This window comes from Nonomuraea sp. CA-141351 (assembly GCF_050944675.1).
Taxonomy (GTDB): Bacteria; Actinomycetota; Actinomycetes; order Streptosporangiales; family Streptosporangiaceae; genus Nonomuraea.
Genome location: NZ_CP191982.1, coordinates 3,090,000 through 3,114,713, shown reverse-complemented (window position 1 = coordinate 3,114,713; position 24,714 = coordinate 3,090,000). Strand labels below are relative to the sequence as shown.

Below are 24,714 nucleotides of genomic sequence, written 5' to 3'. Positions count from 1 at the left end.
GGACCACAACGCCCTCGGTCAGGGGCCGGACCGCCGCATGACAGCCGCGCGGCCCGCCGGCTCGCCGCAAGTCGCCGTCAACCGAGCGAGGCGGGTGGCGGGCCGATTTCACTCATTGACGCCCCCGCAGGCAGAGGCTAACGTCGTCTCATAACTTAAAGGAAACTTTCCTAATAGTTTCCTGGCATCCCACCCCCCATAAACCCCCAACGGATGTCGGAGAGCCATGAGACACAGCACCCTGAGCAAGATCCTGGTGGCGTTATTGCTGCCCCTCAGCGCCGTGGCCGTCGCCCCGCCGCAGGCCTCGGCCTCGGTGTACGCCGCCGTGGCCCAGTGGGCGCCGTGGACGGCCTACACGGCCGGCACGCACGTCACGTACAACGGCGTCGAGTACGAGTGCATCCAGAGCCACACCTCCCAGCCCGGCTGGGAGCCCCCGAACGTGCCCGCCCTGTGGAAGGTCTTGACCGGCGGCGGCACCGACACCACGGCCCCGTCGGTGCCCGGCAACCTGCGCTCGACCGGCGTCACCAGCAACAGCGTCTCCCTGGCCTGGGACGCCTCCACCGACAACGTCGCCGTCACCGGCTACGAGATCTACCGAGGCGGCACCCTCATCACCACCGTCACCGGCACCACCCACACCGACACCGGACTGAACGCCAACACCGCCTACACCTACACCGTCCGCTCCCGCGACGCCGCCGGCAACCGCTCCGCCAACAGCAACACGGTCACAGCCACCACGACGGGCGGCGGCGGCACCGACACCACGGCCCCGTCGGTGCCCGGCAACCTGCGCTCGACCGGCGTCACCAGCAGCAGCGTCTCCCTCGCCTGGGACGCCTCCACCGACAACGTCGCCGTCACCGGCTACGAGATCTACCGAGGCGGCACCCTCATCACCACCGTCACCGGCACCACCCACACCGACACCGGACTGAACGCCAACACCGCCTACACCTACACCGTCCGCTCCCGCGACGCCGCCGGCAACCGCTCCGCCAACAGCAATTCCATCACCGCCACGACCACGGGCGGCGGCGGAGGCGGCGGGAACAAGGTGCTCGGCTACTTCGTGCAGTGGGGCGTCTACCAGCGCGGATACCATGTCAAGAACATCGACACGAGCGGCTCGGCGGCCAAGCTGACCCACATCAACTACGCGTTCGGCAACGTGCAGAACGGCCAGTGCACGATCGGCGACAGCTACGCCGACTACGACCGCTTCTACCAGGCGAGCGAGAGCGTGGACGGCGTGGCCGACACGTGGGACGCCGGCGCGCTGCGCGGCAGCTTCAACCAGCTGCGCAAGCTCAAGAAGAAGTACCCGAACCTGAAGGTGCTGTTCTCCTTCGGCGGCTGGACCTGGTCCGGCGGCTTCACCCAGGCCGCGCAGAACCCGACCGCCTTCGCCAACTCCTGCTACAACCTGGTCGAGGACCCGCGCTGGGCGGACGTGTTCGACGGCATCGACATCGACTGGGAGTACCCGAACGCCTGCGGCCTCACCTGCGACACCAGCGGCGCGGCCGCGTTCAAGAACGTCATGTCGGCGCTGCGCTCCCGCTTCGGCTCCGGCAACCTGGTCACCGCGGCCATCACCGCCGACGGCACCAACGGCGGCAAGATCGACGCGGCCGACTACGGCGGCGCCGCGCAGTACGTCGACTGGTACAACGTCATGACGTACGACTACTTCGGCGCCTTCGCGCCGCAGGGACCGACGGCCCCGCACTCACCGCTCACCTCCTACACCGGTATCCCGACCCCGGGCTTCTACTCCGACGCCGCGATCCAGAAGCTCAAGAGCAAGGGCGTGCCGTCGAGCAAGCTGCTGCTCGGCATCGGCTTCTACGGCCGCGGCTGGACCGGGGTCACGCAGGCCGCACCCGGCGGCACGGCGACGGGGCCCGCGCCGGGCACGTACGAGCAGGGCATCGAGGACTACAAGGTGCTCAAGACCCGCTGCCCGGCCACCGGCACGGTGGCGGGCACGGCGTACGCGTACTGCGGCGGTCAGTGGTGGAGCTATGACACGCCGAGCACGATCGGCGGCAAGATGAGCTACTCGAAGAACCAAGGCCTCGGCGGCGCGTTCTTCTGGGAGCTCAGCGGCGACACCACCAGCGGCGAGCTGATCACGGCCATGAGGAACGGCCTGGGCTGACCTACAAGGGGGCCGGCCCGGTCACGGGCCGGCCCTTCTCAGCGCGCGGCGGTCAGCTCGCTCACCTGCTCGGCCGTCAGCTCCACGGTGGAGGCGGCGAGGTTCTCCTCCAGGTGGGCCACTGTGGAGGTGCCGGGAATCGGCATCGTCACCGGCGAGCGGGCCAGCAGCCAGGCCAGGCTGACCTGCGCGGACGTGGCCCCGACGGCCTTGGCGACATGGTCCACGGGACTGCCGGGCGCCGCCAGCGCGCCCTTGGCGATGGGGCTGTAGGGGATAAACCCGATCCCCTGCTCCTCGCAGTGCTCCAGCACGCCTTCGGAGAACCGGTTGGTGAGGTTGTAGCGGTTCTGCACGGTGACGATCTCGACGATGCGCCGCGACCGCTCGAGCTCCTCGACGCTCACCTCCGACAGGCCGACACTGCCGATCTTGCCTTCGTCCTGGAGCGCCTTGAGCTCACCGAGCTGCTCCTCCAGCGGCACCTCCGGATCGATGCGGTGCAGCTGGAGCAGGTCGATCCGCTCCAGTTGCAGCCGGCGCAGGCTCATCTCGACCTCCTGCCGCAGGTACGCGGGCCGGCCCACGACCACCCACTGCGCCGGCCCCGGCCGCACGAACCCGGCCTTGGTCGCGATCAGGAGCTGCTCAGGGTACGGGTACAGCGCCTCCCGGATGATCTCCTCACTGATGTACGGCCCGTACGAGTCGGCGGTGTCGATGAAGTCGACGCCCAGCTCGACGGCCCGGCGCAGCACCCGGACGGCCTCGTCGTGGTCGCGGGGCGGCCCCCAGACCCCGGGCCCGGTGAGACTCATGGCGCCGAAGCCGAGGCGGTGCACGCTCTTGTCACCAATGGCGAACGTGCCGGTGGACTGGAGCTCAATAGACATGCGCAGCACTCCGTCAAGGTCGAAACTTACTCTCCCACCAGCATGCCGGACTCCGTGGCGCCGATCGCCCGGCCCTCCGGCAGGACGAGGAAGCGGAGGAGGCCGGTGTCACCTGCGCTGGTGGCCGAAGCGGGCCGGCTTGACGCCGCGGAGCCGCACCTCCGGGTCGGTCATCGCCTGCGGCGGCGCGGGGCGCTCGATGGCCGGCTCGATCGACGGCTCGGACCCCTCGGCCTCCACGATCCGCCGCACGAGCCGCCCCCGGAGCTGTGCCGCCACCTCCACGTGCGACGGGAAACCCGCCAGGTTCACCAGCTCGTGCGGGTCGTTCTCCAGGTCGTACAGCGCCTGCTCGCGATAGACGGAGGCGGCCGGGTCGTCCCACGGGTGGGCGTCCTCGGCGACGGCGTAGTACTTCCAGCGGGACGTGCGGATCCCGCGCCCCACCTCCGACTCGCTCACCTGGAAGAACACCTCCTCCGGCCACGGAGCCCGGGAGTCGCGGACCAGCGGGAGGAACGAACGCCCCTGGATCTCAGCGGGCACGGGCAGCCCGGCGGCCTCCAGGAGCGTGGGCGGGAGGTCCAGCGTGCTGAGCGGGCGGGACACGGCGCCGCCGCCGTCGAAGCCGGGGCCGCGCAGGGCCAGGGGCACGCGGAGCGAGGCGTCGTGGCAGGAGCGCTTGTACTCGCCGTTGCGGGTCTTGAAGTGGTTGCCGTGGTCCGAGGTGTACGCCACGATCGTGTCGTCCAGCAGGTCCATGCTGCGCAGCGCGTCGAGCAGCCGCCCCAGCCCCTCGTCCAGGCGCTTGACCTGCCCCAGGTACCCGCCCATGTGCTGGTGGGCGGTCCCGCCGAGCGCGGCCAGGTCCGGGGGCATCCAGCGGCCCTGGTGACGCTCCTCGTACCCGTCGGGTGCGGGGTAGTTGTCCACCTCGTTCTGGTGGTGCGGCTCCAGGAAGGACAGGAAGAGGAAGAACGGCTCGTCGTGGTGGTCGGCCACGAATCGGATGGCGGCGTCCACGAGGGCGTCGGAGCGGTAGCCGGGCAGCATCACGGGGTCGTTCGCCTCGTCGTAGACGATCGTGCGGTACGCGTCCGAGGTGTGCTCGAGGGCGTTGGCCGCCAGCCACGACCGGTAGCCGCCGCGCTGGTCCGCGGGCACGGGCTCGCTGCCGGCCAGGTGCCACTTGCCGATGTAGCCGGTGGCGTAACCGGCCGCGCCGAAGTGGTGCGCCAGCGTGCGCTCCTCGGACGGCAGCGGGCGGCCGTTGCGGTAGACGCCGGTCGTGGTCGGATAGCGGCCCGTCTGCAGGGCGGCGCGGGCCGGCGCGCACACCGGCTGCGGGGTGAGCGCGACCGTGGCCTGGGTGCCGTGCCTGGCCATCCGGTCGAGGTTCGGGGTGAAGGGGCCGACGGTGTCCCATCGCTGCTGGTCGGTGAAGAAGACGATCACATTCGGACGCAAGAAAAGGGCTCCTAACGAACTGCTATTTGAGACCGGTCAGCGCGATGCCGCGGACGAAGTATCGCTGGGTGAGGACGAACAGGACGGCGGTGGGGACGAAGAGGATCACCGAGCCGGCCGCCGTGAGGTGCCACAGGGTGAAGTACTCCTGGTTGAACAGGGTGAGCCCGACCGGGATGGTGCGCATCTCGGGTGTCGTGGTGGCGACCAGCGGCCAGAGGAACTCGTTCCACTGGAAGACGAACGTGAACAGCCCGAGCACGGCCAGCGCGGGCCGCGTCTGCGGCAGGATGATCCGCCGGTAGATGCCCAGCTCGGAGGCGCCGTCGATGCGGGCCGCGCTGATCAGGTCGTCGGGGATGGGCTGGATGAACTGCCGCATGAGGAAGATCCCGAACGCGTCCATGAGGAACGGCGTGATCAACCCCTGGTACGTGTTGAGCCACCCCAAGTTGGCCATCAGCACGTACAGCGGGATCATCCGCACGAAGAACGGCACCATGAGCGTGGCCAGCAGCGCCACGAAGAGCGTGTTGCGCAGCGGGAAGCGGAACTTGGCGAACACGTACCCGACGAGCGGGTCGAAGATCAGGTGCGCCAGCGTGATGGCGCCGGCCACGACGAGGCTGTTGACGATGAAGTTGCCGAAGGGCGCGCGGGCGAACAGCTCGGCGTAGTTCCCCCACTGCGGCGAGTCCGGCCAGAGCACGGCGTTCGCCGACAACGTCTCGGCCTCGGTCTGGAGCGAGAGCGAGAGCATGTAGAGCAGGGGGAGCACCGTCACCAGCGAGGCGAGCCCGAGCAGGATGTAGAGCAGCGTACGGCGCATCAGTACACGACCTCTCCGCGCCGCCCCGCCCGGAGCTGGACCAGCGTGAACGTCACGATCACGATCAGCAGCAGCACCGACTGCGCCGAGGAGTAGCCGAAGTCCCTCGTGCGGAAGGCCACGTTGAAGATGTGGAAGACGGACAGGTCGGTGGCGTCACCCGGGCCGCCGCCGGTGATGATGTACGCCTGCCCGAACGCCTGCAGCCCCGAGATCACCGCCATGACGGAGACGAACAGCGTGGTGGGCGCGAGCAGTGGCAGCGTGATGCGCCAGAACCGGCGCCACGCGTCCGCCCCGTCGATCTTGGCGGCCTCGTGGTACGTCTCGGGGATGCCCTGCAGCCCGGCCAGGAAGAGCACCATCGTGTAGCCCACGCTCTGCCAGAGCGTCACGGCGGCGATGGTGAGCAGCGGCGAGGTGTTGAGCCACTGCTGGGCGGGCAGCCCGGCCGCGAGCAGCGCCCGGTTCAGCACGCCCAGCTCAGGGTCGAGGATGTTGCGCCACAGCAGACCGACGATCGCCACGGAGGTCAGGTACGGCACCAGCAGCAGCACCCGGAACACCACCCGGCCCTTGAGCGGCTGGTCGAGCGCCATCGCCAGGGCCAGCCCGAGCACGATCGAGCCCACGACCACCGCCACCGCGAAGGCCACGGTGACCAGGAAAGAGTGCCGCACCGCCGGGTCGGCCAGCGCCTGCGCGTAGTTGCCCAGCCCGGCCCACTGGTCGGCCTGCGGCCCGGTACGCAGGCTGGTGGCCACCACGTTGCCGATCGGCAGGTAGAAGAATGCCGCGAAGAACAGGATGGCGGGGGTGAGGAACAGGTAGGCGGTCCTGGCGTAACGCCCCGCGAGGGTCCGGGGTCTCACCGCAGGAAGCCCTCGGCCGACTTGGTGAACGTCGCGAGCGCCTCGGCGGCCGGCTGGTTCTGGATGAGCACCTGCTGGTACATGACCTTGAGCTGCTCCTCCCACTTGCCGAGCTGCCCGGTGAGCCGCACCTGCTGCGAGGAGTCCTTCGCGTACGGGAGGGCGTCGGCGAAGACCTTGGTGACCTCGTTCGACTGCACCTCGGGCAGCTTCGTCCACGACACGCGCGGCATCAGCATGCCGGTCTCCTTGGTGGCGGCCCGCTCCACGTCGACGGCGGTGACGCGCTTGATGAAGTCCCACGACAGGTCAGGTCTGGTGGCCTTCGAGGGCACGAACATGCTGACCCCGGCCGCCTGCGTGGCCTGCGTCTTGTGCTTGAGCGGCGGCGCGACGCCCAGCTCGATGTCGGGGCTGGTCTTCCTGATCGGATCGAGGTCCCACGGACCGGTGAGGATCATCGCGGCGCGCTTGGCCGAGAACAGCTTCTGCGGGCCCGAGTAGTCCGTGCTCGACACCGGCACCGGGGCCACCTTGTGCTTGTGGACCAGGTCGGCCTGGAACTGCAGCGCGGCGACCGCGTCCTCGACCGGCGTCATGACCTTGCCGGTCGCCGGGTCGTAGGGGGTGACACCGGCCTGGGTCAGCCAGGGCCAGACGTAGGTGTAGTCCTGGTTGAGCGCGACGCCGTACACGCCGTCCTTGGTGAGCTTCTTGGCGGCGGCGAGGAACTCCTCCCAGGTGGTCGGCACCTCCACCCCGGCGTCCCTGAGCATGGCCTTGTTGTAGAAGAGCGTGTTGCAGGTCAGGTGGAGCTGCACGCCGTACACCTTGCCCTGGTACGAGTTGCGCTCGACCGTGACGGGCTGCCAGTCGGAGGGGAAGCCCATCGCCTGGCCGTCGCGGTCGACGTAGTCCTGCAGCGAGCGGGCGTTGCCGGAGACGGCGAACTCCTGCACCCACCCGCCGGGCTCCTCGACCAGGTCGGGCACGGTCCCGGAGGCGAAGTCCGCGAGCAGCCTGGTGCGCAGGTCGGGCCACTGGTACTTCTGCAGGTTGACCTTGACCTTGTTGGCCTGCTCGAACTCGGCGATGACCTTCCGGTAGGCCTGGTAGTCGTGGCCGGCGTTCCAGTAGATGGTGAACGTCCCGGGCGCGGCGGCCTGCGTGGTGGGAGCTCCCGCGCAGGAGGACAGGACGGGCACGGCGGCGGCGGCGCCGGCGAGGCGGAGTAGGTCACGGCGGGAGACAGAGGAGGACATCTCGGAGGTTTCCCTTCTAGGAAGAGCCCCGCCGCAGGAAGGTCCAGGAGCGGACGATCTCGCGGGCGGGTGGCGGCTCCTCGGCCTGGAGGCGGTCGAAGAGCAGGCGTACGACGTCGGTGTAGTCGTGCCTGAGCGGGCCGATGGTGCTGAGCTGCGGATTGCTGATGAGACCCTCGTCGATGTTGCCGGCGCCGACGATCGCGACGTCGCCGGGCACGTTCAGCCCGGCGTCCCTGGCGGCCCAGATCGCGCTGATGGCGGCCCTGTCGGAGGCCGCGAAGATCGCATCGGGGCGGTCCGGTGAGCGCAGCAGCTCGGCGGCGGTCTGGTAGGCCTCCACGCGGTCGTCCGCGCCCGAGGTGATGATCCGCTCGGTCACGCCGTGCCGGTCCAGGGCCGTCGTGTAACCGAGCAGCCGTCCGGCGGGCTTCTCCCGGTAGAGCTCGTGGCGGTGCGCCATGAACGCGATGCGCCGCCTGCCCTGGGCCAGCAGGTGCTCGACCGCCTCCGCGCATGCCTCCGTCTCAGGAGTGCGTACGACGTCGCAGCCCTCCAGCCCGCTCTCGTTGCTCAGCACCACCATCGGCAGCCCGGTGGCGGCGAGCCCGGTGAGCAGGTCGCGGGTGAGGTGGTCGCCGACGACGTTGATCAGAGCGCCGTCGGCGATCCCGCCGCGCAGCACGTCGATGGCGGCCTTCGCACGGGCCTCGGAGTAGACGGCGAGCGTCACCACGGAGTAGCCCCGCGCGTCGGCCATCTCGTGCAGGTCGGTGGCCAGGCGCTCGTCGCTCGGCACGCCGCCGAGCGAGCTCAGCACCAGGCAGACCCGCTGGGTGCGGCGCTTGCGCAGGCTTCTGGCGGCCTGGTTGGGGGTGTAGCCGAGTTGCCTGGCGGCGTCGAGCACCCGCTGCCTCGTCTCGGCGGCCACGGGGCGGTCCCGGCCGCTGAGCACGTAGGAGACGGTCGCCACTGACACGTTCGCCAGCTCGGCCACTTGTCGCGCTGTCGGTCTCATGTTAGTCGAATAACCTAGCATTCCCTATGGGGATAACGGGAAATTGTCTGCCTCTGATGTCGATGGAGAGGCCGAGAGGGGCGATGGTCCTCACACCCCGGCTTCATGGCGTGTTAATCGTTTAGCACCGTATTCCTCGGGCGCCTGCCAGATCAACCCCGTCGCTCCGGGTTCTCCCCAGGGCGTTCCCGGCGGGTGCGGCACGTCGTCGCTGACGGCCGCCATGCCGCAGCGTGGATCGACGACTTCTTGCACAACCAGACGTTCCAGCCGCGCCTGCGCGACGGGCGCATCGGCCTCGGGCATGACATACATTGGCGGTTCGGCGTGCGCATGTGCGCACGATGTGCGCTACGGTAGGTGTCATGCCGTCAGACGAACAGCCCATCCCCTCCGTGTGGGCGAGACCGCGCCGTGAGCGGGAGCAGCCCGCGCTGAGCCGTGAGCAGATCGTGGCCGAGGCCGTCCGGCTGCTCGACGAGGAGGGCATCGACGCCCTGAGCATGCGCCGCCTGGGCAGCAGGCTCAACGCCGGGGCCACCTCGCTCTACCGCCATGTCGCCAACAAGGACGAGCTGTTCGAGCTGGCCGTGGACGAGGTCTACGGCGAGCTGCCCCTGCCGGAGCAGGCCGGCGCCGCCGGGTGGCGGGCGAGCATCGAGGACGTCGCCCGCGCCCTGCGCGCCACGATCCTGCGCCATCCCTGGATCGCCGCCAAGCTCGGCGAGGTGGGCCTGGCCTACCTCGGCCCCAACATGCTCCGGCAGACCGAGCACCTGCTCGGCATCTTCGAGGCCGCCGGCTTCTCGCCCGACGAGGCCGACCAGGCGATGAACACGGTCGTCGCGTACGTGCTCGGCGTGTCCACCGGCGAGGCCGCGATGCTGTCCATGATCGCCCGCAGCGGCCAGACCGAGCAGGAGTGGGTGGAGCGCCTGTGGCCGGCGGCCGAGCGGGCCGTCCAGGACTACCCGCGTCTGCGCGCCCGCTACGCCGCCCAGCGCGGCCAGGACGCCGGCAAGTCCAACCAGGACAACTTCGAGTACGGCCTCCAGCGGGTCCTCGACGGCCTCCAGAGCCGCCTCGGCTGACACCCGTTCCAGCAGCACGAGATCGCCGCTGAATTGTGGATGGACGCTGCCCAGATGGCGAGTTACGCTCCGCTCGCCACAAGATGGGGGGCAATCCATGTCTTACACGCTCTTACGCGGCAATTTCGTGATCCGGTACGCGGATCTCCCGCGACAGGGCCCCGAGCCCGACGGCGACACCGTGAAGTTCCTGCCCGACTCGCCCGCGCTGGTGGAGACGCTGCCACGGACCTCGGGCCGGCCACCGAAGATCAACGCTCGCGGCGTCTCCGTACGCCTGGAGGCCATCGACGCGCTCGAGACCCACTTCGAGGAGACACACCAGGAGCTCGCCGGCGCCAACGCGGCGCGGGACGAGCTGCTGCGCCTGCTCGGCTTCACCAACGTGCGTTACTGGGAGGACCTGCCGAACAAGGTGCAGTCCGCGGATCAGGACTCCATCCGCGGTCACGTGCTCACGAACGGAGTCGACGCGAACGGCCGGCTGATCGGCTTCGTCTACGCGGGCGACCATCCGGGGGCCGACGGATCGTCGGTGTTCCTGGACCCGGCGCTGGTGGACGCGTCCATGAACGGCACGCTGCTGGCCGCCGGGCTGGTCTATCCGGCGTTCTACGCGACGCTGCCCGCGGAGCTGCGTACGCACCTGGCGGAGGTGTCGCAGGCCGCCAGGCGCAAGGCCATCGGCATCTGGCCCCGCTCCGCCGCCGACCCGAACGGCGCCGCCACGATCAGCGGCTTGGCCGACGCGGAACGCCTGGTGATGTGGCCGAAGCTGTTCCGCCGCATCGTGCCGTACCTGGCGGCCGGGTTCACGGACTTCGACGGCTTCGACGCGTGGCTGCGGGCGGACCGGGTCAACCGGGACGACGAGGTGTTCCTGCTGGGCAAGCTCGAACGCGGCAACCTGCACGATGTGTTCAAGGGGGCCGGTCAGCAGATCCAGCTCACGGTCTGGCCCGAGGACTTCATCATCGCCCCGGACCCGGCCGCGCCGGGAACCTCCGTCCAGCCGCCGCTCGTCGCAGCCGGGGACCTCCTGATCATGGCGGCACTCCCCGACCCGGCCGGCGCCGACCTCGGGAACGAGACGGTCACGCTGCTGAACCTCACGCCGGGCCCGATCGACCTCACGGGCTGGGCCCTGTCGGACACCGCCGGCGGCCGCAAGGCGCTGACCGGCACGGTCGAGGGCGGGGCCGCACTGAGGGTGACGCTGGACGGGGCCGTACGCCTGGGCAACCAAGGGGACACCATCGTCCTGGTGGACCCCAAGGGCACCTCGATCGACCAGGTGACGTACAAGGCGGACCGGGTCAAGGCCGGCCGCACGATCGCCTTCGGCCGCTGACACTCACGGCCAGGGCCCACTTCACGGGCCCTGGCCCCACACCCACCCACGCGTCATGCGCGCGCCACTGCAGTGCGCCTCCGGCCCGCCACTCTCGCCGGCCGCCCCATCTTGACGCACCGTGCCACAGTGCGCCTTCCGCTCTCCGCGCCGACCGGCCCTCTGGACGCGTCGCCCAACCGGCCCTCACCGGCTGCGGGCTCGGGCGGGAAGCAAGCGCGACGGCCGTTTGAGCCGCGTCCATGATCCGTGACCGGTCCGGCTCGGCCGGAAGCCGCACGTTCGCGTGGTCCTCCCGCGCCCGTGTTCACGCCGCACGCGAGCTCTTGTGAAGATCCTCGGCCGGACGGTTGACGCCATGCCTCTCCACCACTTACGGTTCCGGCGATCGATGAAATATATCGATATATTTCCGAAAACTTTCGGAGGCGTCATGTTAAGAGGAGTTGTCGCGGTCGCCCTGCTCGGCCTCCCCGCGGTGAACCCGTCCCAGCCACCGGCCATCACCGTGAACGAGCACGTCAGGCACCAGGAGATCGACGGCTTCGGCATCTCCCAGGCGTTCCGGCGCAACGAGCTGCTCAAGGCACTGACGGAGTCACAGCAGCGGGAGGTCCTCGACCTGTGGTTCGACCGCGACAAGGGAGCCGGGCTCAGCATCCTGCGGCTCGGCATCGGCTCGTCCCCCACCGGCAGCCCGTACGACCAGATGGTGTCGATCCAGCCCGATGACCCGGGAGGCCCTGACGCCCCGCCCAAGTACGTCTGGGACGGCGACGACAACAGCCAGGTATGGGTGGCCAAGGCGGCCAAGGCGTACGGGGTGAAGCGCTTCTACGCCGACGCCTGGAGCGCCCCCGGCTACATGAAGGACAACGGCACCGACAAGAACGGCGGCACGCTGAAGCCGGAGTGGCAGCAGGCCTACGCCAACTACCTGGTGCAGTACACGAAGTTCTACGCCAAGGAAGGCATCAAGATCACCGACCTCGGGTTCACGAACGAGCCCGACTGGACGGCCACGTATGCCTCCATGCGCTTCACCCCCGAGCAGGCCGCCCAGTTCGCCAAGGTGCTCGGCCCGGTCGCCAAGGGCGTGAACGTGGTCTGCTGCGACTCGTTCGGCTGGAACCAGGCGAAGGCGTACACGGCCGCGATCGAGGCCGACCCCGAGGCCCGCCGCTGGGTGAAGACCCACACCGGGCACACCTACGCCAGCCCCGTGGACGCCCCGCTCCCGACGAGCAGGAACACCTGGATGTCGGAGTGGAACCCGAACGGCAGCACCTGGAACGAGAACTGGGACGACGGCAGCGGCTCCGACGGCTTCGCGATCGCGCAGGCCGTGCACGACGCGCTCACGCTCGGCAACGTCAGCGGCTACGTCTACTGGCTGGGCGGATCGCGCGGCGCGACCAGGGCGCTGCTGCAGATCGACGACACGGCGAAGACGTACAAGGTGTCCAAGCGGCTGTGGGCGCTGGCGGCGTACAGCAGGTTCATCCGTCCGGGCGCGGTCCGGCTGGACGCGCAGACGGCGGATCCGGCGCTGAAGGTCTCCGCGTTCCGCAACGCCGACGGCTCCCGCGTCATCGAGGTGCTCAACACCGGCACCGCGCCCCTCACGTGGCAGGACGTGCGCGGCCGGGCGACCGCGTACCTCACGGACGGCGCCAACTCGCTCACCCCGTCCCCGGTGACGGGCCGCACGGTGACGCTCCAGCCGCGAGCACTCACCACGATCGTCATCCGCTGACGGACGCCGAGCCGCCCCTCCCACGGCCCCCGACCGACCCGACCGCCGCCGGCGGTTACGGTCCTCCGGGGAAGGACGGGAGGGGCAGCGACCAAGCGTGGGATGCCCGGAGGCCGGGATGGGCGGTCAGCCCCACACCTCCTGCGCCGTCTCGACGATCAGGCGGAGCTTGGCGAACTGCTGGTCGGCCGTGAGCTCGTTGCCCTCCACCGTGGACGAGAAGCCGCACTGCGGTGACAGGCAGAGCTGGTCGAGGTCGATGAACTTGGCGGCCTCGTCGATCCGCCGCTTGAGCGTGTCCTTCGACTCCAGTTCGCCCCGTTTGGTGGTGACCAGCCCCAGCACCACCATCTTCCCGGGCGGCACGAAGCGCAGCGGCTCGAAGCCCCCGGAGCGCTCGTCGTCGTACTCCAGGAAGAACCCGTCCACCTTCAGCTCGCTGAACAGCGCCTCCGCCACGAAGTCATAACTGCCCGAGGCGGCCCACGAGGACCGGAAGTTCCCCCGGCACATGTGCGTGGTGATCGTCATTCCGGCGGGCTTGGCGGCGAGAGCGGCGTTGATCTGCTTGATGTAGCGCAGATGCATGTGCTCGGCGTCGTCGCCCCGGGAGGCCAGCTCCGCCCGCTGGGCAGGGTCGTTCAAGTACGCCAGGCTCGTGTCGTCGAACTGCAGGTACGTGCACCCGAGCGCGCCGATCCTGCGCACCTGCTCGGCGTAGGCCGTGCTGAGGTCGCGCCAGAACTCCTCGACATCGGGGTAGACCTTGGGGTCGATGGCCGCCGGCCCGCCCCGGTAGTGGACCATGCTCGGCGAGGGGATGGTCAGCTTGGGCACCACCGTGGTCGCCGTGTCACGCAGGAACGTGAAGTCGTCGGCGAAGATGGGCTCGTTCAGCCTGATCCGGTCGTGCACACGCAGCGCGGCCGGGGTGAACTCGATGTCGCCCTGCTCGTTGTGGAAGCGGACGGTGATGTTCTCGTCGGCGGCCTGGCCGACCCCGCCCAGCCGGTAGATGAAGTCCATGTGCCACGACGCCCGCCGGAACTCCCCGTCGGTGGCGCTCTGCAGCCCGATCTCCTCCTGCCTGCGTACCACCTCCCGGATGGCCTCGTCCTCGGCCTCCCGCAGCGCGTCGCCCGTGAGGGTCTCGCGGGCGCGGAGCAGCGCGGGCGGGCGGAGCAGGCTGCCGACGTGGTCCGCGCGGAACGGCGGCGAGGTGCGCATTGAACATCATCTCCTGTGATCGTGGAGGTCGGTCCCGTAGAGCTTTCTGAGTGGGGCTTTGAGCAGCTTGCCTGCCGCATTCTTGGGTAATTCGGGCACGAATTGCAGATATTTCGGGATTTTGAAGCGCGCCAGGCGGCCGTCCAGATACGCCAGCAGTTCCCCCGCCTCGACTTCCGAACCATCCCGCACGACGACCAGGGCCTTGCCCACCTCGCCCCACTTCTCGTCCGGCACGCCGATCACCGCGCACTCGGCGATCGCCGCATGTTCGTACAGCACGCTCTCCACCTCGGCGGGATAGATGTTCTCGCCACCGGAGATGATCACGTCCTTGAGCCGGTCGGAGATGCGCACGTAGCCGTCATCGCCGGCGACGCCGATGTCCCCCGAGCGGAACCAGCCGTCCGCCGACAGCACCTTCGCCGTCTCCTCCGGCCGCCGCCAGTAGCCGGGCATGACGTTGGGGCCCTGTACGTACACCTCCCCCGGCTCGCCGGGGCCCGCGGCGGACCCGTCGGGCGTGACCAGCCGGACGTCGGAGAAGAAGCACGGCACCCCGGCCGAGCCCGCCTTGGTGATCGAGTGCTCCGCGCCGAGGAAAAGGGCGCCGGGGGCCGTCTCGGTCATGCCGTACCCCTGGAGGAACGTCAGGCCCCGATCCTGATATATCCGGATCAGCGGCTCGGGTACCGGCGCGCCCCCGCACAGCAGGTGCCGCAGGCTCGACAGGTCGGCCTCCGCCCAGCGCGGCGACCGCGCGAGGAAGCCGAACATCGACGGCACCCCGAACATCACCGTCACCCGCTCCGCCTCGATCAGGTCGAACGTCCTGTCCACGTCGAACGAGGGCTCCAGGATGACACGGCCGCCCTTGAGCACGGTCGGGATCAGTGTCTGGGCCAGCGCCGCGATGTGGAACAGCGGCGCGCTGACCAGCGTGACCTCGTCGTGCGCGAGCGGCACGTCGACCAGCAGGTTGAAGGTGTTCCAGGTCAGGTTGGCGTGGGTCAGCATGGCGCCCTTGGGCTGTCCGGTCGTCCCGGACGTGTACATGATCAGGCACACGTCGTCCTGACGCACCGGCTCGTCGATCGGCTCGGGCGAGCCGGACGCGACCAGCGCCTCATAGCTGGCTGCCGTGATGTGACGCCCCGGGAGCCCGTCGCCGTCCTGCTCCTCGCCCAGCACGAGGACCGAGGCCTGCGCGTCCTCCAGGATGAAGCGCAGCTCGGGCCTGGCCAGCCTGGCGTTCAGCGGGACGAACACCGCCCCCAGCAGCCCCGCCGCGAAGAACGTCTCCACCAGCGCCGGCTGGTTGACCCCGAGGAAGGCGATCCGTTCGCCGCGCCCCACGCCCAGCGCGGACGCCAGCCGGTACGTCCGTTCGCGCAGCTCACCGTAGGTGTGGTCGCGTCCCCGGTACGTCAGCGCAACGCGCTCGGGCGTCATGCGAGCCCTGCGTGCCGGCCACGAGCCAATCCCCTGATTCCGCATCGGCACTCCTTGACGCTCAAGCCATCAAGTTAGGCCACTATGCGATTGCTGTCACCATTCTGCCCAAGTTTCATCGGGTACGCCGTCGAGAAGCCGCTCCGCGATCCGCACCGCCTCCGGCCTGAACCGCTCGTGCAGCGCGTGGCAGACCCGCTGCGCCTTCTCCGCCGGCCAGTCGTGCGGCAGGTACCGCAGCGGCAGGCGCGGGTCGGTCCTGATGATCTGGAGCCAGCCGGTCAGCAGCGTCAGCGAGCGCGCCAGGTCGTCGGGCGCGTCCGGCGCGGGATCGGCCTGGTCCCAGCGCCGCAGGAACTCGCGGTAGCGCTCGCCCAGGCCCGCCAGGTCGTACGCGTCCCTGACCAGCGCCTGCATGTCGGTCGGGTGCCTGGGCTCGGCGGAGAAGACCTTCACGTTCGCGCCGAGGTCCTCGATCACGTGGGCGGCGTCCACGTCGCCGGGCGCGATCCACAGGCCGTTCTGCAGCGGCCCGAACCCGGCCCAGACCAGCCGCGAGCGCAGCTCGTGCCGCTGCCGCTGCCACGACTCGGGCAGCGAGAAGCCGATCAGCGTCCAGCGGTCCTCGTCCGCGTCGTTGACGACGCCGCTGTGCCAGATGCGGCGCTCGCCGTCCTTGAGCACCTCGGTGCTCGTCGGGGTGAGACCGAAGTACATGCGGCGGCCCGAGCGCTGGCGGCGCAGCAGGCCACGGCGGACCATCCGGGTCAGCGTCGAGCGCGTCGCCTCCTCCGAGATGCCGACCTTCGCGAACGCCTCGATGAAGCTCCCCGAGGACACGCAGATGCCGCGGCCGTATACGTGATCTCCGAGGAACGTCAGAATCACCGACTGTGGCCGCATGTGAACCTTCCCCCGAATATTGGGCATTCCATTGACAGCCGTAATATAGCTGCCTACATTCAGGGCCACATCCCAGCTTGGAGGGTCCTGATGCGCAGGCTGCTCCCGTCCCTGGTTTGTCTCGCGTTAGCCGTGGCCGCGTGTGGAGGCGGCGGCTCAAGCGCCGCAGGCTCGATCAAGGTGGGCCTCATCGTCTCCCTGACCGGCAACTACACCCCGCTGGGCAGCGAGGACAAGAAGGCCGTCGAGCTGGCGGTCGAGCAGGTCAACGCGCAGGGCGGGCTGCTGGGCCGCAAGGTGGAGCTGGTCGCGCGCGACGACAAGACCGCTCCTGACCAGGGCATCGTGGCCTACAACCAGATCAAGGGCGAGATCGACGCGCTGATCGGCCCGGTGTTCTCCAACTCGGCGCTCGCGGTCGAGCCGCTCGCCCAGCGCGACAAGATGCCGTACCTGTCGCTGGCCCCGGCGCAGGAGCAGGTGGAGCCGATCAAGTCGTACGTCTTCGTCACCCCCGCCCTGTCCAGCATGTACGCCGAGCGCTACCTGCAGTACATCCAGGCCAAGGGCATCAAGACGGTCGCGGTGGCCTGGGACTCCAAGAGCGCCTACTCGGTCTCCGGCCACAAGTCCATGGTCGCCCTCGCGTCCAAGTACGGGGTGAAGATCGCCGTGGACGAGCCGTACGAGACCACGACCTCCGACTTCAGCCCGCTCTTCACCCACGTGCGCGACTCCGCCGCCGAGGCGCTGGTGTTCTGGGGCTCGGGCGCGCCGGGCGTGACGGCGGCCAAGCAGTACGTGGCCTCGGGGCTCAAGACGCCGCTGTTCCTGACCGCGTCGCAGGCCAGCAAGTTGTGGCTGGAGCCGATGGGCGGCGCGGCCGAGGGCATGACCGTGCAGAGCGCCATCGGCGTCGTCGGCGAGCACCTGCCCGACGGCAAGCAGAAGCAGGTCATCGAGCAGATGGCCGAGCCGTACCAGCAGAAGCACGGCTACCCGCCGCCGCAGTTCGCGCAGGACGGCTACAGCGCGAGCCTGCTGCTCTTCGAGGCGATCAGGAAGGCGAACAGCACCGACAAGGCCAAGGTGCAGCAGGCGCTGGAGAGCATGGACCTGGTCACGCCGAACGGCCGATTCCGCTACTCCCCCACCGACCATTCCGGGCTCTCCCCCGAGTTCATCTCGGTCAACACGGTGCAGAACGGGAAGTTCGTTCCCACCGACTGGGCCAAGGAGCAGCTCGCCAAGACCGTCGGCGCGGGGTAGCGCGTGCTGACGGTCACCGGCCTCTCCCGCTCCTTCGGGGGCGTCTACGCCGTCCGCGACGTCTCGCTGGCCGTCGCGGACGGCGAGGTCTGCGGCGTCATCGGGCCGAACGGGGCGGGTAAGTCCACGCTGTTCAACCTGATCACCGGCCATCTGACGGCCGACCACGGCCAGATCTCGTTCCTCGGGCACCGCGTGGACCGGCTCGCGCCGCACCGGCGGGCCCGGCTCGGCATGTCGATCGTGTTCCAGGCGGCCAGGGTGTTCCGCGGCATGACGGTCAGGGAGAACGTCATGGTCGGGATGCACGGGCGTACCGGTGCCGGGTTCGTGTCGGCGGCGCTGCGGCTGCCGCGGCACCGGCGCGACGAGCGGGAGATCACCGCCGAGACGGACGCCGTGCTGAGCCGGGTGGGGCTGACCGAGTGGGCCGACCGGCCCGCCGGCCTGCTGCCCATCGGGCAGCAGCGGGCGCTCCAGCTCGCCCGCGCCCTGTGCGCGCGGCCCCGGCTGCTGCTGCTCGACGAGCCCGCCTCCGGGCTGCGCGGCCAGGAGCGCGAGCGGCTCGCCACGCTGGTGGAGGAGCTGCGCGCGGACGGCCTGACGATCCTGCTCATCGAGCACGACGTGGCGTTCGTGACCCGGCTGGCCGACCGCGTCGTGGTGCTCGACCTGGGCCGGGTCATCGCGGACGGCTCGCCCGCCGAGGTGCGGGCCGATCCGCTGGTGCTGGCCGCCTATCTCGGACAGGCCTCATGATCGACGTCAGGGACCTGGTCGTCTCGTACGGCACCGCGACCGCGCTCGAACACGTCACGCTCACGGTACGGCGGGGCGAGATGGTCGCCCTGCTCGGCCCGAACGGCGCGGGCAAGTCGACGCTGGCCAACACCCTGGCGGGGGTCCTCCAGCCCACCTCGGGCACGGTCGGGATCGGGGGCAGGCTGGCGCTCATCCCGGAAGGCCGCCAGCTGTTTCCGGATTTGTCGGTCGCGGACAACCTGGTGCTGGGCGGCTGGCGGTCAGGCGAGCGCGACCCCTCGTACGTCTACGACCTGCTCCCCCGGCTGGCCGAGCTGGCCGGGCGGCGAGCGGGGGTGCTGTCGGGGGGCGAGCAGCAGATGGTGGCGTTCGGGCGCGCCATGATGTCGCGTCCTTCAGTGCTGGTGGTGGACGAGCTCTCCTTGGGGCTCGCGCCCACCGTGACCGCCGACCTGGCCGAGCACCTCGCCGAGCTGAACCGGGAGCAGGGGCTGACCGTGCTGCTCATCGAGCAGAACGCGCGGCTGGCGTTCGAGCTGTGCGGGCGGGCGTACGTGCTGGAGTCAGGGCGGGTGGTGACCGAGGGCGAGTGCGCCGAGCTGGCCGACGACCCCCGGGTGGCCGGCGCGTACCTGGGCGGGGCGATCACATGAGCGCCTTCCTCACGTACTTGCTGAACGGGCTCGCCGTCGGGTGCGCGATCGCGCTCATCGCGAGCGGCCTGGTCGTGATCCACCGGGTCACGGGGGTGGTGAACTTCGCGCAGGGCACGTTCGCGGTCGTGGCGGGGCTGTGCACGTCCTCGCTGCTCGGGCTCGGGCTCCCGCACGGGCTGAGCGAGGTGGCCGCCGCCCTGGTCGCGGCGCTCGCGGGCCTGCTGACCGGGCTGGCCGCCATCGGCAGGCGGGGCACCACGCCGCTGTCGTCCCTGATCGTCACGCTCGGCGTGGGCGTGCTCGCGTACGCCGTCGAGATCGTCCTTTGGGGCGACCAGCCGCGTTCGGCGGCCGGGCTCGCGGGTTCGGTGACGGTGGCGGGCGCGCGGATCCAGACGCAGCACCTGCTGGTCATCGGCGTGACGGCGGCCGCGTTCGTCCTGCTCGCGCTCTTCTTCGGGCGCACCTACCTGGGCAAGGCGCTGACGGCGTGCGCGTCCAACCCGTACGCCGCCCGCGTCGTCGGCATCGACACGCGACTGATGGGGCTGCTGGCGTTCGCGCTGGGCGGGCTGCTCGGCGGGATCGCCGGGGTGCTGGTGACGCCGCTGCGGCCGATCTCGTTCGACACCGACGTCACGCTCATCGTGAACGCCTTCGCCGCGGCCGTCTTCGGCGCGCTCACCCGGCCTGTGATCACGCTGGCCGGCGCGCTGCTGCTGGGCGTGGCCGAGACCATGGCCGCGGGGTACGGCTACGGGTCGCACCAGCTGGAGGTGGCGCTGGGTCTCATGATCGTCGTGATGATCGTTCAGGCGAGCCGGCGCTCGGCCCTCTCACAGGAGCCGACATGATGCGACTGGGGGCCGGGCTGCTGGTCGCCGCCGTGACGCTGGCGCTGCCCGCGGTGCTCGACGACAGCGCGCTGGCCGTGTACATCCTGCTCGGCCTGGCCGCGATGGTCACGGTCGGGGTGTCGCTGCTCATGGGGTACGCCGGGCAGGTCTCCCTGGGCCAGGGCGCCTTCTACGCCGTCGGCGCCTACACCGCCGCGCTGCCGGCGCTTCACGGCGCGCCGCCCCTGGCCGGGCTGGTCGCCGCGCCCGTCGTGGCGGCCGCCTCGGCGCTGGTGATCGGCGTGCCGCTGCTGCGGCTGCGCGGACACCATCTGGCATTCGCCACGCTGGCCATGCAGCTCATCCTGCTCTCGCTGGCCGGGCAGCTGGAGATCACCGGCGGGGACATCGGGCTGCAGGCGATCCCGCAGTTCGCGGCCGGGTCGTTCGAGGCGGGCTCCGCGGCCGCGTACGCGTACATGACCTGGGCGGGGCTGGCGCTGGTGATGCTGGTGACGCGCAACGTCATCCACTCCCGGCCGGGCCGCGCCCTGCGCGCGCTGGCCACCAGCGAGACCGCCGCCGCGTCCTCGGGGATCCCCGTCGGGCGGTACAAGCTGGTCGTGTTCGCGCTGTCGGCGGCGTTCGCGGGGCTCGCGGGCGGGATCTACTGCTTCTACACCGGGTACGTGGCGCCGGGGTCGTTCCCGGTGCTCATCTCGATCCAGTACATCGTGATGGCCGTCGTCGGGGGGCTGGGCACGATCTGGGGCGCCGTGGTCGGGGCGGCCGCGATCACGCTGCTCGTGCAGGGGCTGAACAGCCTGGCCGCGCTGCCGGGCATGCCGTCGTACGCGCCCAGCGTGCTGTCGTACGCCGTGTACGCGCTCGTTCTCATCCTGGTCGTGCTCTTCCTGCCGCACGGCCTGCTGCCCGCCCTTTCGGGCCGCCTGTCGCGGAAGCGGGATGCCCTGTAAGGTGCCGATCATGGCTTGTCGCATTTCCGAGCTGGTGATCGGTTGCCGGGATCCGCAACGGCTGGCGGCGTTCTGGTGCGAGGTGCTGGACTTCATCGTGCTCGACACCGAGGACGACGGCGCGGTGGAGATCGGACCACGGGAAGGGTTCGGCGGATTGCAGCCGACTCTGATCTTCAGCCCCACTACCGAGCCCAAGGCGGGCAACCCGCGGCTGCACTTCGACGTCAACGCCACCGACCGCGATCAGGACGCCGAGCTCGAACGCCTCCTGAAGCTCGGGGCGCGCCCGGCCGACGTCGGCCAGACCGGCGAGGAGCCCTGGCACGTCCTGGCCGACCCGGAAGGCAACGAATTCTGCCTCCTGCGAGCCCGCCTGACCTGAGCATCGTCCCGCACCGGCAAACTTTGGCCGCCGTGGGCTCAGGCCCACGGCGGCGGCGGCTCATAGCAGGACGAACGAGAAGTCCCTGTGAGTTCTGCGGTTCAGCGGAATGTCGATCTTGACGCGGCGAGCGATCTCCCCGCGGCTGATGCCCAGTCCCTGGGCGATGAGCCGTTCGGGGCGAAGGGGCACGGGGTCGTCGAAGATGACCGAAACCTGGACGGGCCAGGGGCTTTCAGGAGGGGACGGGGCGAGCAGTTCCCAGCAGGAGTCCCACTCCAGGGCGAACCGGTTGCGCCGGGCGATCAGCGGGTCGAGTAGGACGCGGGCGACGAGGGCAGAGGAGTTGCCGAAGTAGCCCTCCAACAGGATCGGATCCACGTACCGGACCGGGACGCGATCGTGGACGGTGATTTTGCTGGTGCGGTCGCAGGAAACGCAGGCGACCAGGAGCCAGACGTCGAGGAGTTTGCCGTTGGCATTGACGCGGAACTTCCCGTCGCCGGTGCTAGCGAGGCCGGAACGGCAGTCGACGCAGCGGAGCGCGAGCAGGGGGAGGCGCGTGCGCCGAACGGTCCAGGGCAGCACGATATGAGGACGCGTAGACATGATCTCTCTGAAGACCTGACGGAAGGCATGGGGAAAAGAGCCGACGGCGACGTCGGCGACCGATGCACGGGGAAGGTGTCAGGTCTAAAGAGCAGGCGGCGTCACGCGGGGTGAAGTCCTCTCGTGGGTGGGTCGCGAAGAAGGTCCGGTTGCACGGTAGGGGGGACGGGCCGGCGAGGCCACCCATTTCCTGGGGGCAGTATCCTCATTCGCCATGCCTTTGACCCTCTATCCATCGCATTTGCGATAGGCAAGGAGACATGGGCCTGCAAATGAGTGTGCCCCTCTCGTAGTGTGGGCATGCGGAAACCAGGCGGTCTATGGCGAGGAGGGGCCGGTGCAGCCCAAGTCGATCGATCTTCGTACGGATGGCCTGACGACGCTCTCAGGGGAGGTGCGCACGCCGACCACGCTGAGCGTGGCCACGCTGCGGTCGATGCCGCAGCGGGAGACGACGGTGAGCTTCGAATGCCGCACCTCCGGGCTGCGGCGCCACCACTTCACCGGGCCGCTGCTCGTCGACGTCCTCCAGGCCGCCGGGCCGCTGTTCGATCAGGACGAGCGCAAGGACCGGCTGCGCTTCCTCATCTCGGTGCTGGGACGTGACGGCCACCGCGCGGTGCTCTCGTGGGGCGAGATCGACCCCGAGTTCGGCAACACCGCGGCGCTGCTTGCCGTCGCCATGGACTGCCTGGATCTCGATGAGCAGGGCCCGCACCTGGTGATGCCCGGGGACCGCTGCGGCGGCCGGCACATCAGCCAGGTCGTGGAGATCAAGCTCTGCGCCGACGACCGGTTATGGGGATGAGCAGCCGCAGGTGCCAGGTTCACCGGCCCAGTGCAGGGCGATGTACGGTTCGTGCTGACCGTGATAGCAGACCCGCTCGCGGGTGACGCGGTAGTCGGCACTCAGCTCGGGCTCCTCGGGTGACCGACGCGGGACGGGAATGGCCAGGATGCCGATGTCCTGGTCGATGCGGGTGAGCAGGCCGTGGCACGGCCCGCCGAGGCAGATGGCGTTGTGCGTCGCCGCTCGGGAGGTCATGCCGGGTACGCATGGGTCTCGGTCGCCTTGACCGACGCCCAGATCGTCTGGCCGGGGGTCAGGTCGAGGTCGGCGAGGGCGGCGGGGGTGATGTCGGCGAAGGCGGTGATGGGGCCGTCGAGGTGGACGCGTACGTTGTCGCCGTGCCGTTCGATGCCCTCGATGCGGGCCTGCCACAGGTTGCGTGGGCTGCCGTCGGGGCGAGAGCGGTAAAGGGCGACGGCGGCGGGCGGAAAGGCGACGAACGCGGGCCCTTCCAGGTGTTCGGAGGTGTTGAACAGGAGTTCGCCGATCTTGACCCGCGCCCCGTCGGCCCGGCCGCGATACAGGTTGAGGCCGACGAGGCGGGCGACGTAGTCGGTGCGCGGATGGCGGGCCACCTCGGCCGGGGTGCCCTCCTGGACGATGGCGCCGTGCTCGATGACGATCAGCCGGTCGGCCAGCACCATGGCGTCCAGCGGGTCATGGGTCACCAGCAGGGTGGCGCCGTCGAAGTCGGACAGGTGGCGGCGCAGCTGGGAGCGCACTTCCAGCCGGGTGTGCGCGTCCAGAGCGGCCAGCGGCTCGTCGAGCAGCAGCAGGCGGGGCCGTACGGCCAGGGCGCGGGCGAGCGCGACGCGCTGGGCCTGACCGCCGGACAGGTGCCGGGGCTTGGCGCCGGCGCGGTCCGCGAGGCCGACGCGCTCCAGCAGGGCGGCGGCGACACGGCGGGCCTCGGCCTTGGACACGCCCTGACAGCGCGGCCCGAAGGCCACGTTGTCGAGGGCGGAAAGGTGGGGGAAGAGCAGGTATTCCTGGAAGACCATGCCGATCGGGCGGCTCTCCGCGGGCAGGGTGTGCAACGACCGCCCATCCAGGCTGATCTCGCCCTCCGTCAGAGCGGTGAGCCCGGCCAGGGCTCGCAGGGCCGTGGTCTTGCCCGCGCCGTTGGGGCCGAGCAGCGCCACCACCTCGCCCGGGGCGACCTCCAGGGCGATGTCGAGGGTGAAGGCGGGCCGGGTGACGGCCAGGCGGGCGCGCAGCGTCATGGCGAGTTCACCCACCGATCACGCAGGCTGGCCAGGATGATCGCCGAGACGGCCAGCAGGACCAGGCTGAGTACGATGGCCGCTTCCGGCTCGGTCTCCAGCGCCAAGTAGACGGCCAGCGGCATCGTACGGGTCGTGCCGGGGAAGTTCCCGGCGAACGTGATCGTGGCCCCGAACTCGCCCAGCGCCCGCGCCCAGCACAGCACCGCCCCGGCCACCACACCCGGCATGATCAGCGGCAGCGTGACCCGGCGGAAGACCGTCCAGCGCGAGGCACCCAGCGTGGCGGCTGCCTCCTCGAAGCGCTGGTCGGCGCCGCGCAACGCCCCCTCCACGCTGATCACCAGGAACGGCATCGCCACGAACGCCTCCGCGATGACGACGCCGGCCGTGGTGAACGGCAGCGTGATCCCGAACGTGGCCTCCAGCCACTGCCCGACCAGCCCGCGCCGCCCCAGCACCAGCAGCAACGCCACGCCGCCCACCACCGGCGGCAGCACCAGCGGCACGGTGACCAGAGCCCGGACCACCCGGCGCCCGGGAAACGAGACCCGGGCCAGCAGCCAGGCCAGCGGCACGCCGAGGAGCAGGCACACGGCCGTGGCGACAGTGGCGCACACCAACGACAGCCGCAACGCCTCCAGCACATGCGGCTCGGCCAGCCGCTGGAGCAGCGTGGACCAGGGCGCGCGGATCAGCAGCCCGGCCAGCGGCAACACCAGGAAGGCCAGCCCGACCATGGCGGGCAGCACCAGCATCCACGGCAGCCGGCCGGAAACCTGACGGGACGAGTCCCGGGTGGACCCGCCCGGCGGGTTCACCCGGTCAACGCGCTCGGAAGTGGCCATTCCGC

At 70.1% G+C, this 24,714-nt stretch carries 25 protein-coding genes; 11 read left to right on the top strand and 14 right to left on the bottom strand.

Going from position 1 to position 24,714, the window contains the following annotated elements; translation table 11 throughout:
* Positions 1–226: 226 nt before the first annotated feature.
* Entirely contained in the window at positions 227–2,173 is a 1,947-nt protein-coding gene (locus ACQPWU_RS15105; protein ID WP_433440341.1) for a glycosyl hydrolase family 18 protein, read from the top strand.
* Between the two features lie 38 nt (positions 2,174–2,211).
* On the opposite strand, the gene ACQPWU_RS15100 is transcribed toward ACQPWU_RS15105, so the two are convergent.
* The 7 genes from ACQPWU_RS15100 to ACQPWU_RS15070 all read right to left on the bottom strand — a co-directional run bounded on the left by ACQPWU_RS15100 (position 2,212) and on the right by ACQPWU_RS15070 (position 8,820).
* Positions 2,212–3,066: an aldo/keto reductase gene (locus ACQPWU_RS15100; protein ID WP_433440339.1), complete on the bottom strand. Its 855-nt coding sequence runs from the start codon at positions 3,064–3,066 to the stop codon at positions 2,212–2,214.
* A gap of 108 nt (positions 3,067–3,174) precedes the next feature.
* A complete protein-coding gene (locus ACQPWU_RS15095) occupies positions 3,175–4,533 on the bottom strand; it encodes a sulfatase-like hydrolase/transferase (RefSeq protein ID WP_433440337.1) in 1,359 nt (452 codons plus the stop codon).
* 22 nt (positions 4,534–4,555) lie between these two features.
* Positions 4,556–5,362: a carbohydrate ABC transporter permease gene (locus tag ACQPWU_RS15090; RefSeq protein WP_433440335.1), complete on the bottom strand. Its 807-nt coding sequence runs from the start codon at positions 5,360–5,362 to the stop codon at positions 4,556–4,558.
* Positions 5,362–6,234, bottom strand: a complete 873-nt coding sequence (locus tag ACQPWU_RS15085; RefSeq protein ID WP_433440333.1) for a carbohydrate ABC transporter permease — start codon at positions 6,232–6,234, stop codon at positions 5,362–5,364. The genes ACQPWU_RS15090 and ACQPWU_RS15085 overlap by 1 nt, the downstream gene beginning before the upstream one ends.
* Positions 6,231–7,496 (bottom strand): sugar ABC transporter substrate-binding protein, encoded by a 1,266-nt coding sequence (locus tag ACQPWU_RS15080; protein WP_433440331.1) that lies wholly within the window; start codon positions 7,494–7,496, stop codon positions 6,231–6,233. Before ACQPWU_RS15080 ends, ACQPWU_RS15085 begins: the two co-directional genes overlap by 4 nt.
* Before the next feature lie 16 nt (positions 7,497–7,512).
* Complete coding sequence (locus ACQPWU_RS15075) at positions 7,513–8,514, bottom strand: LacI family DNA-binding transcriptional regulator (RefSeq protein ID WP_433440329.1); 1,002 nt, start codon at positions 8,512–8,514, stop codon at positions 7,513–7,515.
* 90 nt (positions 8,515–8,604) lie between these two features.
* Entirely contained in the window at positions 8,605–8,820 is a 216-nt protein-coding gene (locus ACQPWU_RS15070; RefSeq protein ID WP_433440327.1) for a hypothetical protein, read from the bottom strand.
* 59 nt (positions 8,821–8,879) lie between these two features.
* Here ACQPWU_RS15070 and ACQPWU_RS15065 point away from each other — a divergent pair, with 59 nt between their 5' ends.
* The 3 genes from ACQPWU_RS15065 (at position 8,880) to ACQPWU_RS15055 (ending at position 12,712) form a co-directional block, all read left to right on the top strand.
* Entirely contained in the window at positions 8,880–9,605 is a 726-nt protein-coding gene (locus ACQPWU_RS15065) for a TetR/AcrR family transcriptional regulator (RefSeq protein ID WP_433440325.1), read from the top strand.
* 97 nt (positions 9,606–9,702) lie between these two features.
* Positions 9,703–10,956, top strand: coding sequence for a lamin tail domain-containing protein (locus ACQPWU_RS15060; RefSeq protein WP_433440323.1), 1,254 nt, complete (start codon positions 9,703–9,705; stop codon positions 10,954–10,956).
* Between the two features lie 433 nt (positions 10,957–11,389).
* The gene (locus ACQPWU_RS15055; protein ID WP_433440321.1) at positions 11,390–12,712 is read left to right on the top strand and encodes a glycoside hydrolase family 30 protein; all 1,323 of its coding nucleotides are present in this window, start codon (positions 11,390–11,392) and stop codon (positions 12,710–12,712) included.
* A gap of 126 nt (positions 12,713–12,838) precedes the next feature.
* On the opposite strand, the gene ACQPWU_RS15050 is transcribed toward ACQPWU_RS15055, so the two are convergent.
* The 3 genes from ACQPWU_RS15050 to ACQPWU_RS15040 all read right to left on the bottom strand — a co-directional run bounded on the left by ACQPWU_RS15050 (position 12,839) and on the right by ACQPWU_RS15040 (position 16,294).
* A complete protein-coding gene (locus ACQPWU_RS15050) occupies positions 12,839–13,939 on the bottom strand; it encodes a 5-methyltetrahydropteroyltriglutamate--homocysteine S-methyltransferase (protein WP_360702674.1) in 1,101 nt (366 codons plus the stop codon).
* 6 nt (positions 13,940–13,945) lie between these two features.
* Positions 13,946–15,391, bottom strand: coding sequence for an acyl-CoA synthetase (locus ACQPWU_RS15045; protein ID WP_433440319.1), 1,446 nt, complete (start codon positions 15,389–15,391; stop codon positions 13,946–13,948).
* Positions 15,392–15,487: 96 nt separating this feature from the next.
* On the bottom strand, positions 15,488–16,294 hold the full coding sequence (locus ACQPWU_RS15040) for a PaaX family transcriptional regulator (protein ID WP_433440317.1): 807 nt from the start codon (positions 16,292–16,294) through the stop codon (positions 15,488–15,490).
* Positions 16,295–16,384: 90 nt separating this feature from the next.
* Here ACQPWU_RS15040 and ACQPWU_RS15035 point away from each other — a divergent pair, with 90 nt between their 5' ends.
* The 6 genes from ACQPWU_RS15035 to ACQPWU_RS15010 are packed head-to-tail and all read left to right on the top strand — an operon-like array spanning position 16,385 to position 21,179.
* Positions 16,385–17,563, top strand: coding sequence for an ABC transporter substrate-binding protein (locus ACQPWU_RS15035; RefSeq protein WP_433440315.1), 1,179 nt, complete (start codon positions 16,385–16,387; stop codon positions 17,561–17,563).
* Positions 17,564–17,566: 3 nt separating this feature from the next.
* Positions 17,567–18,322, top strand: coding sequence for an ABC transporter ATP-binding protein (locus ACQPWU_RS15030; protein WP_433440313.1), 756 nt, complete (start codon positions 17,567–17,569; stop codon positions 18,320–18,322).
* Complete coding sequence (locus ACQPWU_RS15025) at positions 18,319–18,978, top strand: ABC transporter ATP-binding protein (RefSeq protein WP_433440311.1); 660 nt, start codon at positions 18,319–18,321, stop codon at positions 18,976–18,978. Before ACQPWU_RS15030 ends, ACQPWU_RS15025 begins: the two co-directional genes overlap by 4 nt.
* Positions 18,975–19,835: a branched-chain amino acid ABC transporter permease gene (locus ACQPWU_RS15020; RefSeq protein ID WP_433440309.1), complete on the top strand. Its 861-nt coding sequence runs from the start codon at positions 18,975–18,977 to the stop codon at positions 19,833–19,835. The genes ACQPWU_RS15025 and ACQPWU_RS15020 overlap by 4 nt, the downstream gene beginning before the upstream one ends.
* Positions 19,832–20,794: a branched-chain amino acid ABC transporter permease gene (locus ACQPWU_RS15015; RefSeq protein ID WP_433440307.1), complete on the top strand. Its 963-nt coding sequence runs from the start codon at positions 19,832–19,834 to the stop codon at positions 20,792–20,794. The genes ACQPWU_RS15020 and ACQPWU_RS15015 overlap by 4 nt, the downstream gene beginning before the upstream one ends.
* 10 nt (positions 20,795–20,804) lie before the next feature.
* Positions 20,805–21,179 (top strand): VOC family protein, encoded by a 375-nt coding sequence (locus ACQPWU_RS15010; protein ID WP_433440305.1) that lies wholly within the window; start codon positions 20,805–20,807, stop codon positions 21,177–21,179.
* Positions 21,180–21,239: 60 nt separating this feature from the next.
* Here ACQPWU_RS15010 and ACQPWU_RS15005 read toward each other — a convergent pair whose 3' ends face one another.
* Entirely contained in the window at positions 21,240–21,788 is a 549-nt protein-coding gene (locus ACQPWU_RS15005) for a DUF1062 domain-containing protein (RefSeq protein WP_433440303.1), read from the bottom strand.
* Between the two features lie 337 nt (positions 21,789–22,125).
* Between ACQPWU_RS15005 and ACQPWU_RS15000 the strand changes: the two genes are divergently transcribed.
* Positions 22,126–22,596 carry a molybdopterin-dependent oxidoreductase gene (locus ACQPWU_RS15000; RefSeq protein WP_433440301.1) on the top strand — a complete coding sequence of 157 codons (471 nt, stop codon included), beginning with the start codon at positions 22,126–22,128 and terminating at the stop codon, positions 22,594–22,596.
* Here the strand turns inward: ACQPWU_RS15000 and ACQPWU_RS14995 are convergent.
* The 3 genes from ACQPWU_RS14995 to ACQPWU_RS14985 are packed head-to-tail and all read right to left on the bottom strand — an operon-like array spanning position 22,585 to position 24,709.
* Positions 22,585–22,833 carry a hypothetical protein gene (locus tag ACQPWU_RS14995; RefSeq protein ID WP_433440299.1) on the bottom strand — a complete coding sequence of 83 codons (249 nt, stop codon included), beginning with the start codon at positions 22,831–22,833 and terminating at the stop codon, positions 22,585–22,587. The two genes, ACQPWU_RS15000 and ACQPWU_RS14995, sit on opposite strands and share 12 nt — an antisense overlap.
* Positions 22,830–23,861, bottom strand: a complete 1,032-nt coding sequence (locus ACQPWU_RS14990) for an ABC transporter ATP-binding protein (protein WP_433445215.1) — start codon at positions 23,859–23,861, stop codon at positions 22,830–22,832. Before ACQPWU_RS14990 ends, ACQPWU_RS14995 begins: the two co-directional genes overlap by 4 nt.
* Positions 23,858–24,709, bottom strand: coding sequence for an ABC transporter permease (locus ACQPWU_RS14985; protein WP_433440297.1), 852 nt, complete (start codon positions 24,707–24,709; stop codon positions 23,858–23,860). The genes ACQPWU_RS14990 and ACQPWU_RS14985 overlap by 4 nt, the downstream gene beginning before the upstream one ends.
* Positions 24,710–24,714 lie beyond the last annotated feature (5 nt).

Bases quoted from the DNA above. Each gene is read 5' to 3' on its own strand.
- ACQPWU_RS14995 (WP_433440299.1), bottom strand. From the start codon at position 22,833: ATGACCTCCCGAGCGGCGACGCACAACGCCATCTGCCTCGGCGGGCCG.
- ACQPWU_RS14990 (WP_433445215.1), bottom strand. From the start codon at position 23,861: ATGACGCTGCGCGCCCGCCTGGCCGTCACCCGGCCCGCCTTCACCCTC.
- ACQPWU_RS15060 (WP_433440323.1), top strand. From the start codon at position 9,703: ATGTCTTACACGCTCTTACGCGGCAATTTCGTGATCCGGTACGCGGAT.
- ACQPWU_RS14985 (WP_433440297.1), bottom strand. From the start codon at position 24,709: ATGGCCACTTCCGAGCGCGTTGACCGGGTGAACCCGCCGGGCGGGTCC.
- ACQPWU_RS15090 (WP_433440335.1), bottom strand. From the start codon at position 5,362: ATGCGCCGTACGCTGCTCTACATCCTGCTCGGGCTCGCCTCGCTGGTG.
- ACQPWU_RS15040 (WP_433440317.1), bottom strand. From the start codon at position 16,294: ATGCGGCCACAGTCGGTGATTCTGACGTTCCTCGGAGATCACGTATAC.
- ACQPWU_RS15020 (WP_433440309.1), top strand. From the start codon at position 18,975: ATGAGCGCCTTCCTCACGTACTTGCTGAACGGGCTCGCCGTCGGGTGC.
- ACQPWU_RS15065 (WP_433440325.1), top strand. From the start codon at position 8,880: ATGCCGTCAGACGAACAGCCCATCCCCTCCGTGTGGGCGAGACCGCGC.
- ACQPWU_RS15015 (WP_433440307.1), top strand. From the start codon at position 19,832: ATGATGCGACTGGGGGCCGGGCTGCTGGTCGCCGCCGTGACGCTGGCG.
- ACQPWU_RS15075 (WP_433440329.1), bottom strand. From the start codon at position 8,514: ATGAGACCGACAGCGCGACAAGTGGCCGAGCTGGCGAACGTGTCAGTG.
- ACQPWU_RS15050 (WP_360702674.1), bottom strand. From the start codon at position 13,939: ATGCGCACCTCGCCGCCGTTCCGCGCGGACCACGTCGGCAGCCTGCTC.
- ACQPWU_RS15100 (WP_433440339.1), bottom strand. From the start codon at position 3,066: ATGTCTATTGAGCTCCAGTCCACCGGCACGTTCGCCATTGGTGACAAG.
- ACQPWU_RS15025 (WP_433440311.1), top strand. From the start codon at position 18,319: ATGATCGACGTCAGGGACCTGGTCGTCTCGTACGGCACCGCGACCGCG.
- ACQPWU_RS15070 (WP_433440327.1), bottom strand. From the start codon at position 8,820: ATGCCCGAGGCCGATGCGCCCGTCGCGCAGGCGCGGCTGGAACGTCTG.
- ACQPWU_RS15010 (WP_433440305.1), top strand. From the start codon at position 20,805: ATGGCTTGTCGCATTTCCGAGCTGGTGATCGGTTGCCGGGATCCGCAA.
- ACQPWU_RS15105 (WP_433440341.1), top strand. From the start codon at position 227: ATGAGACACAGCACCCTGAGCAAGATCCTGGTGGCGTTATTGCTGCCC.
- ACQPWU_RS15055 (WP_433440321.1), top strand. From the start codon at position 11,390: ATGTTAAGAGGAGTTGTCGCGGTCGCCCTGCTCGGCCTCCCCGCGGTG.
- ACQPWU_RS15080 (WP_433440331.1), bottom strand. From the start codon at position 7,496: ATGTCCTCCTCTGTCTCCCGCCGTGACCTACTCCGCCTCGCCGGCGCC.
- ACQPWU_RS15035 (WP_433440315.1), top strand. From the start codon at position 16,385: ATGCGCAGGCTGCTCCCGTCCCTGGTTTGTCTCGCGTTAGCCGTGGCC.
- ACQPWU_RS15005 (WP_433440303.1), bottom strand. From the start codon at position 21,788: ATGTCTACGCGTCCTCATATCGTGCTGCCCTGGACCGTTCGGCGCACG.
- ACQPWU_RS15045 (WP_433440319.1), bottom strand. From the start codon at position 15,391: ATGACGCCCGAGCGCGTTGCGCTGACGTACCGGGGACGCGACCACACC.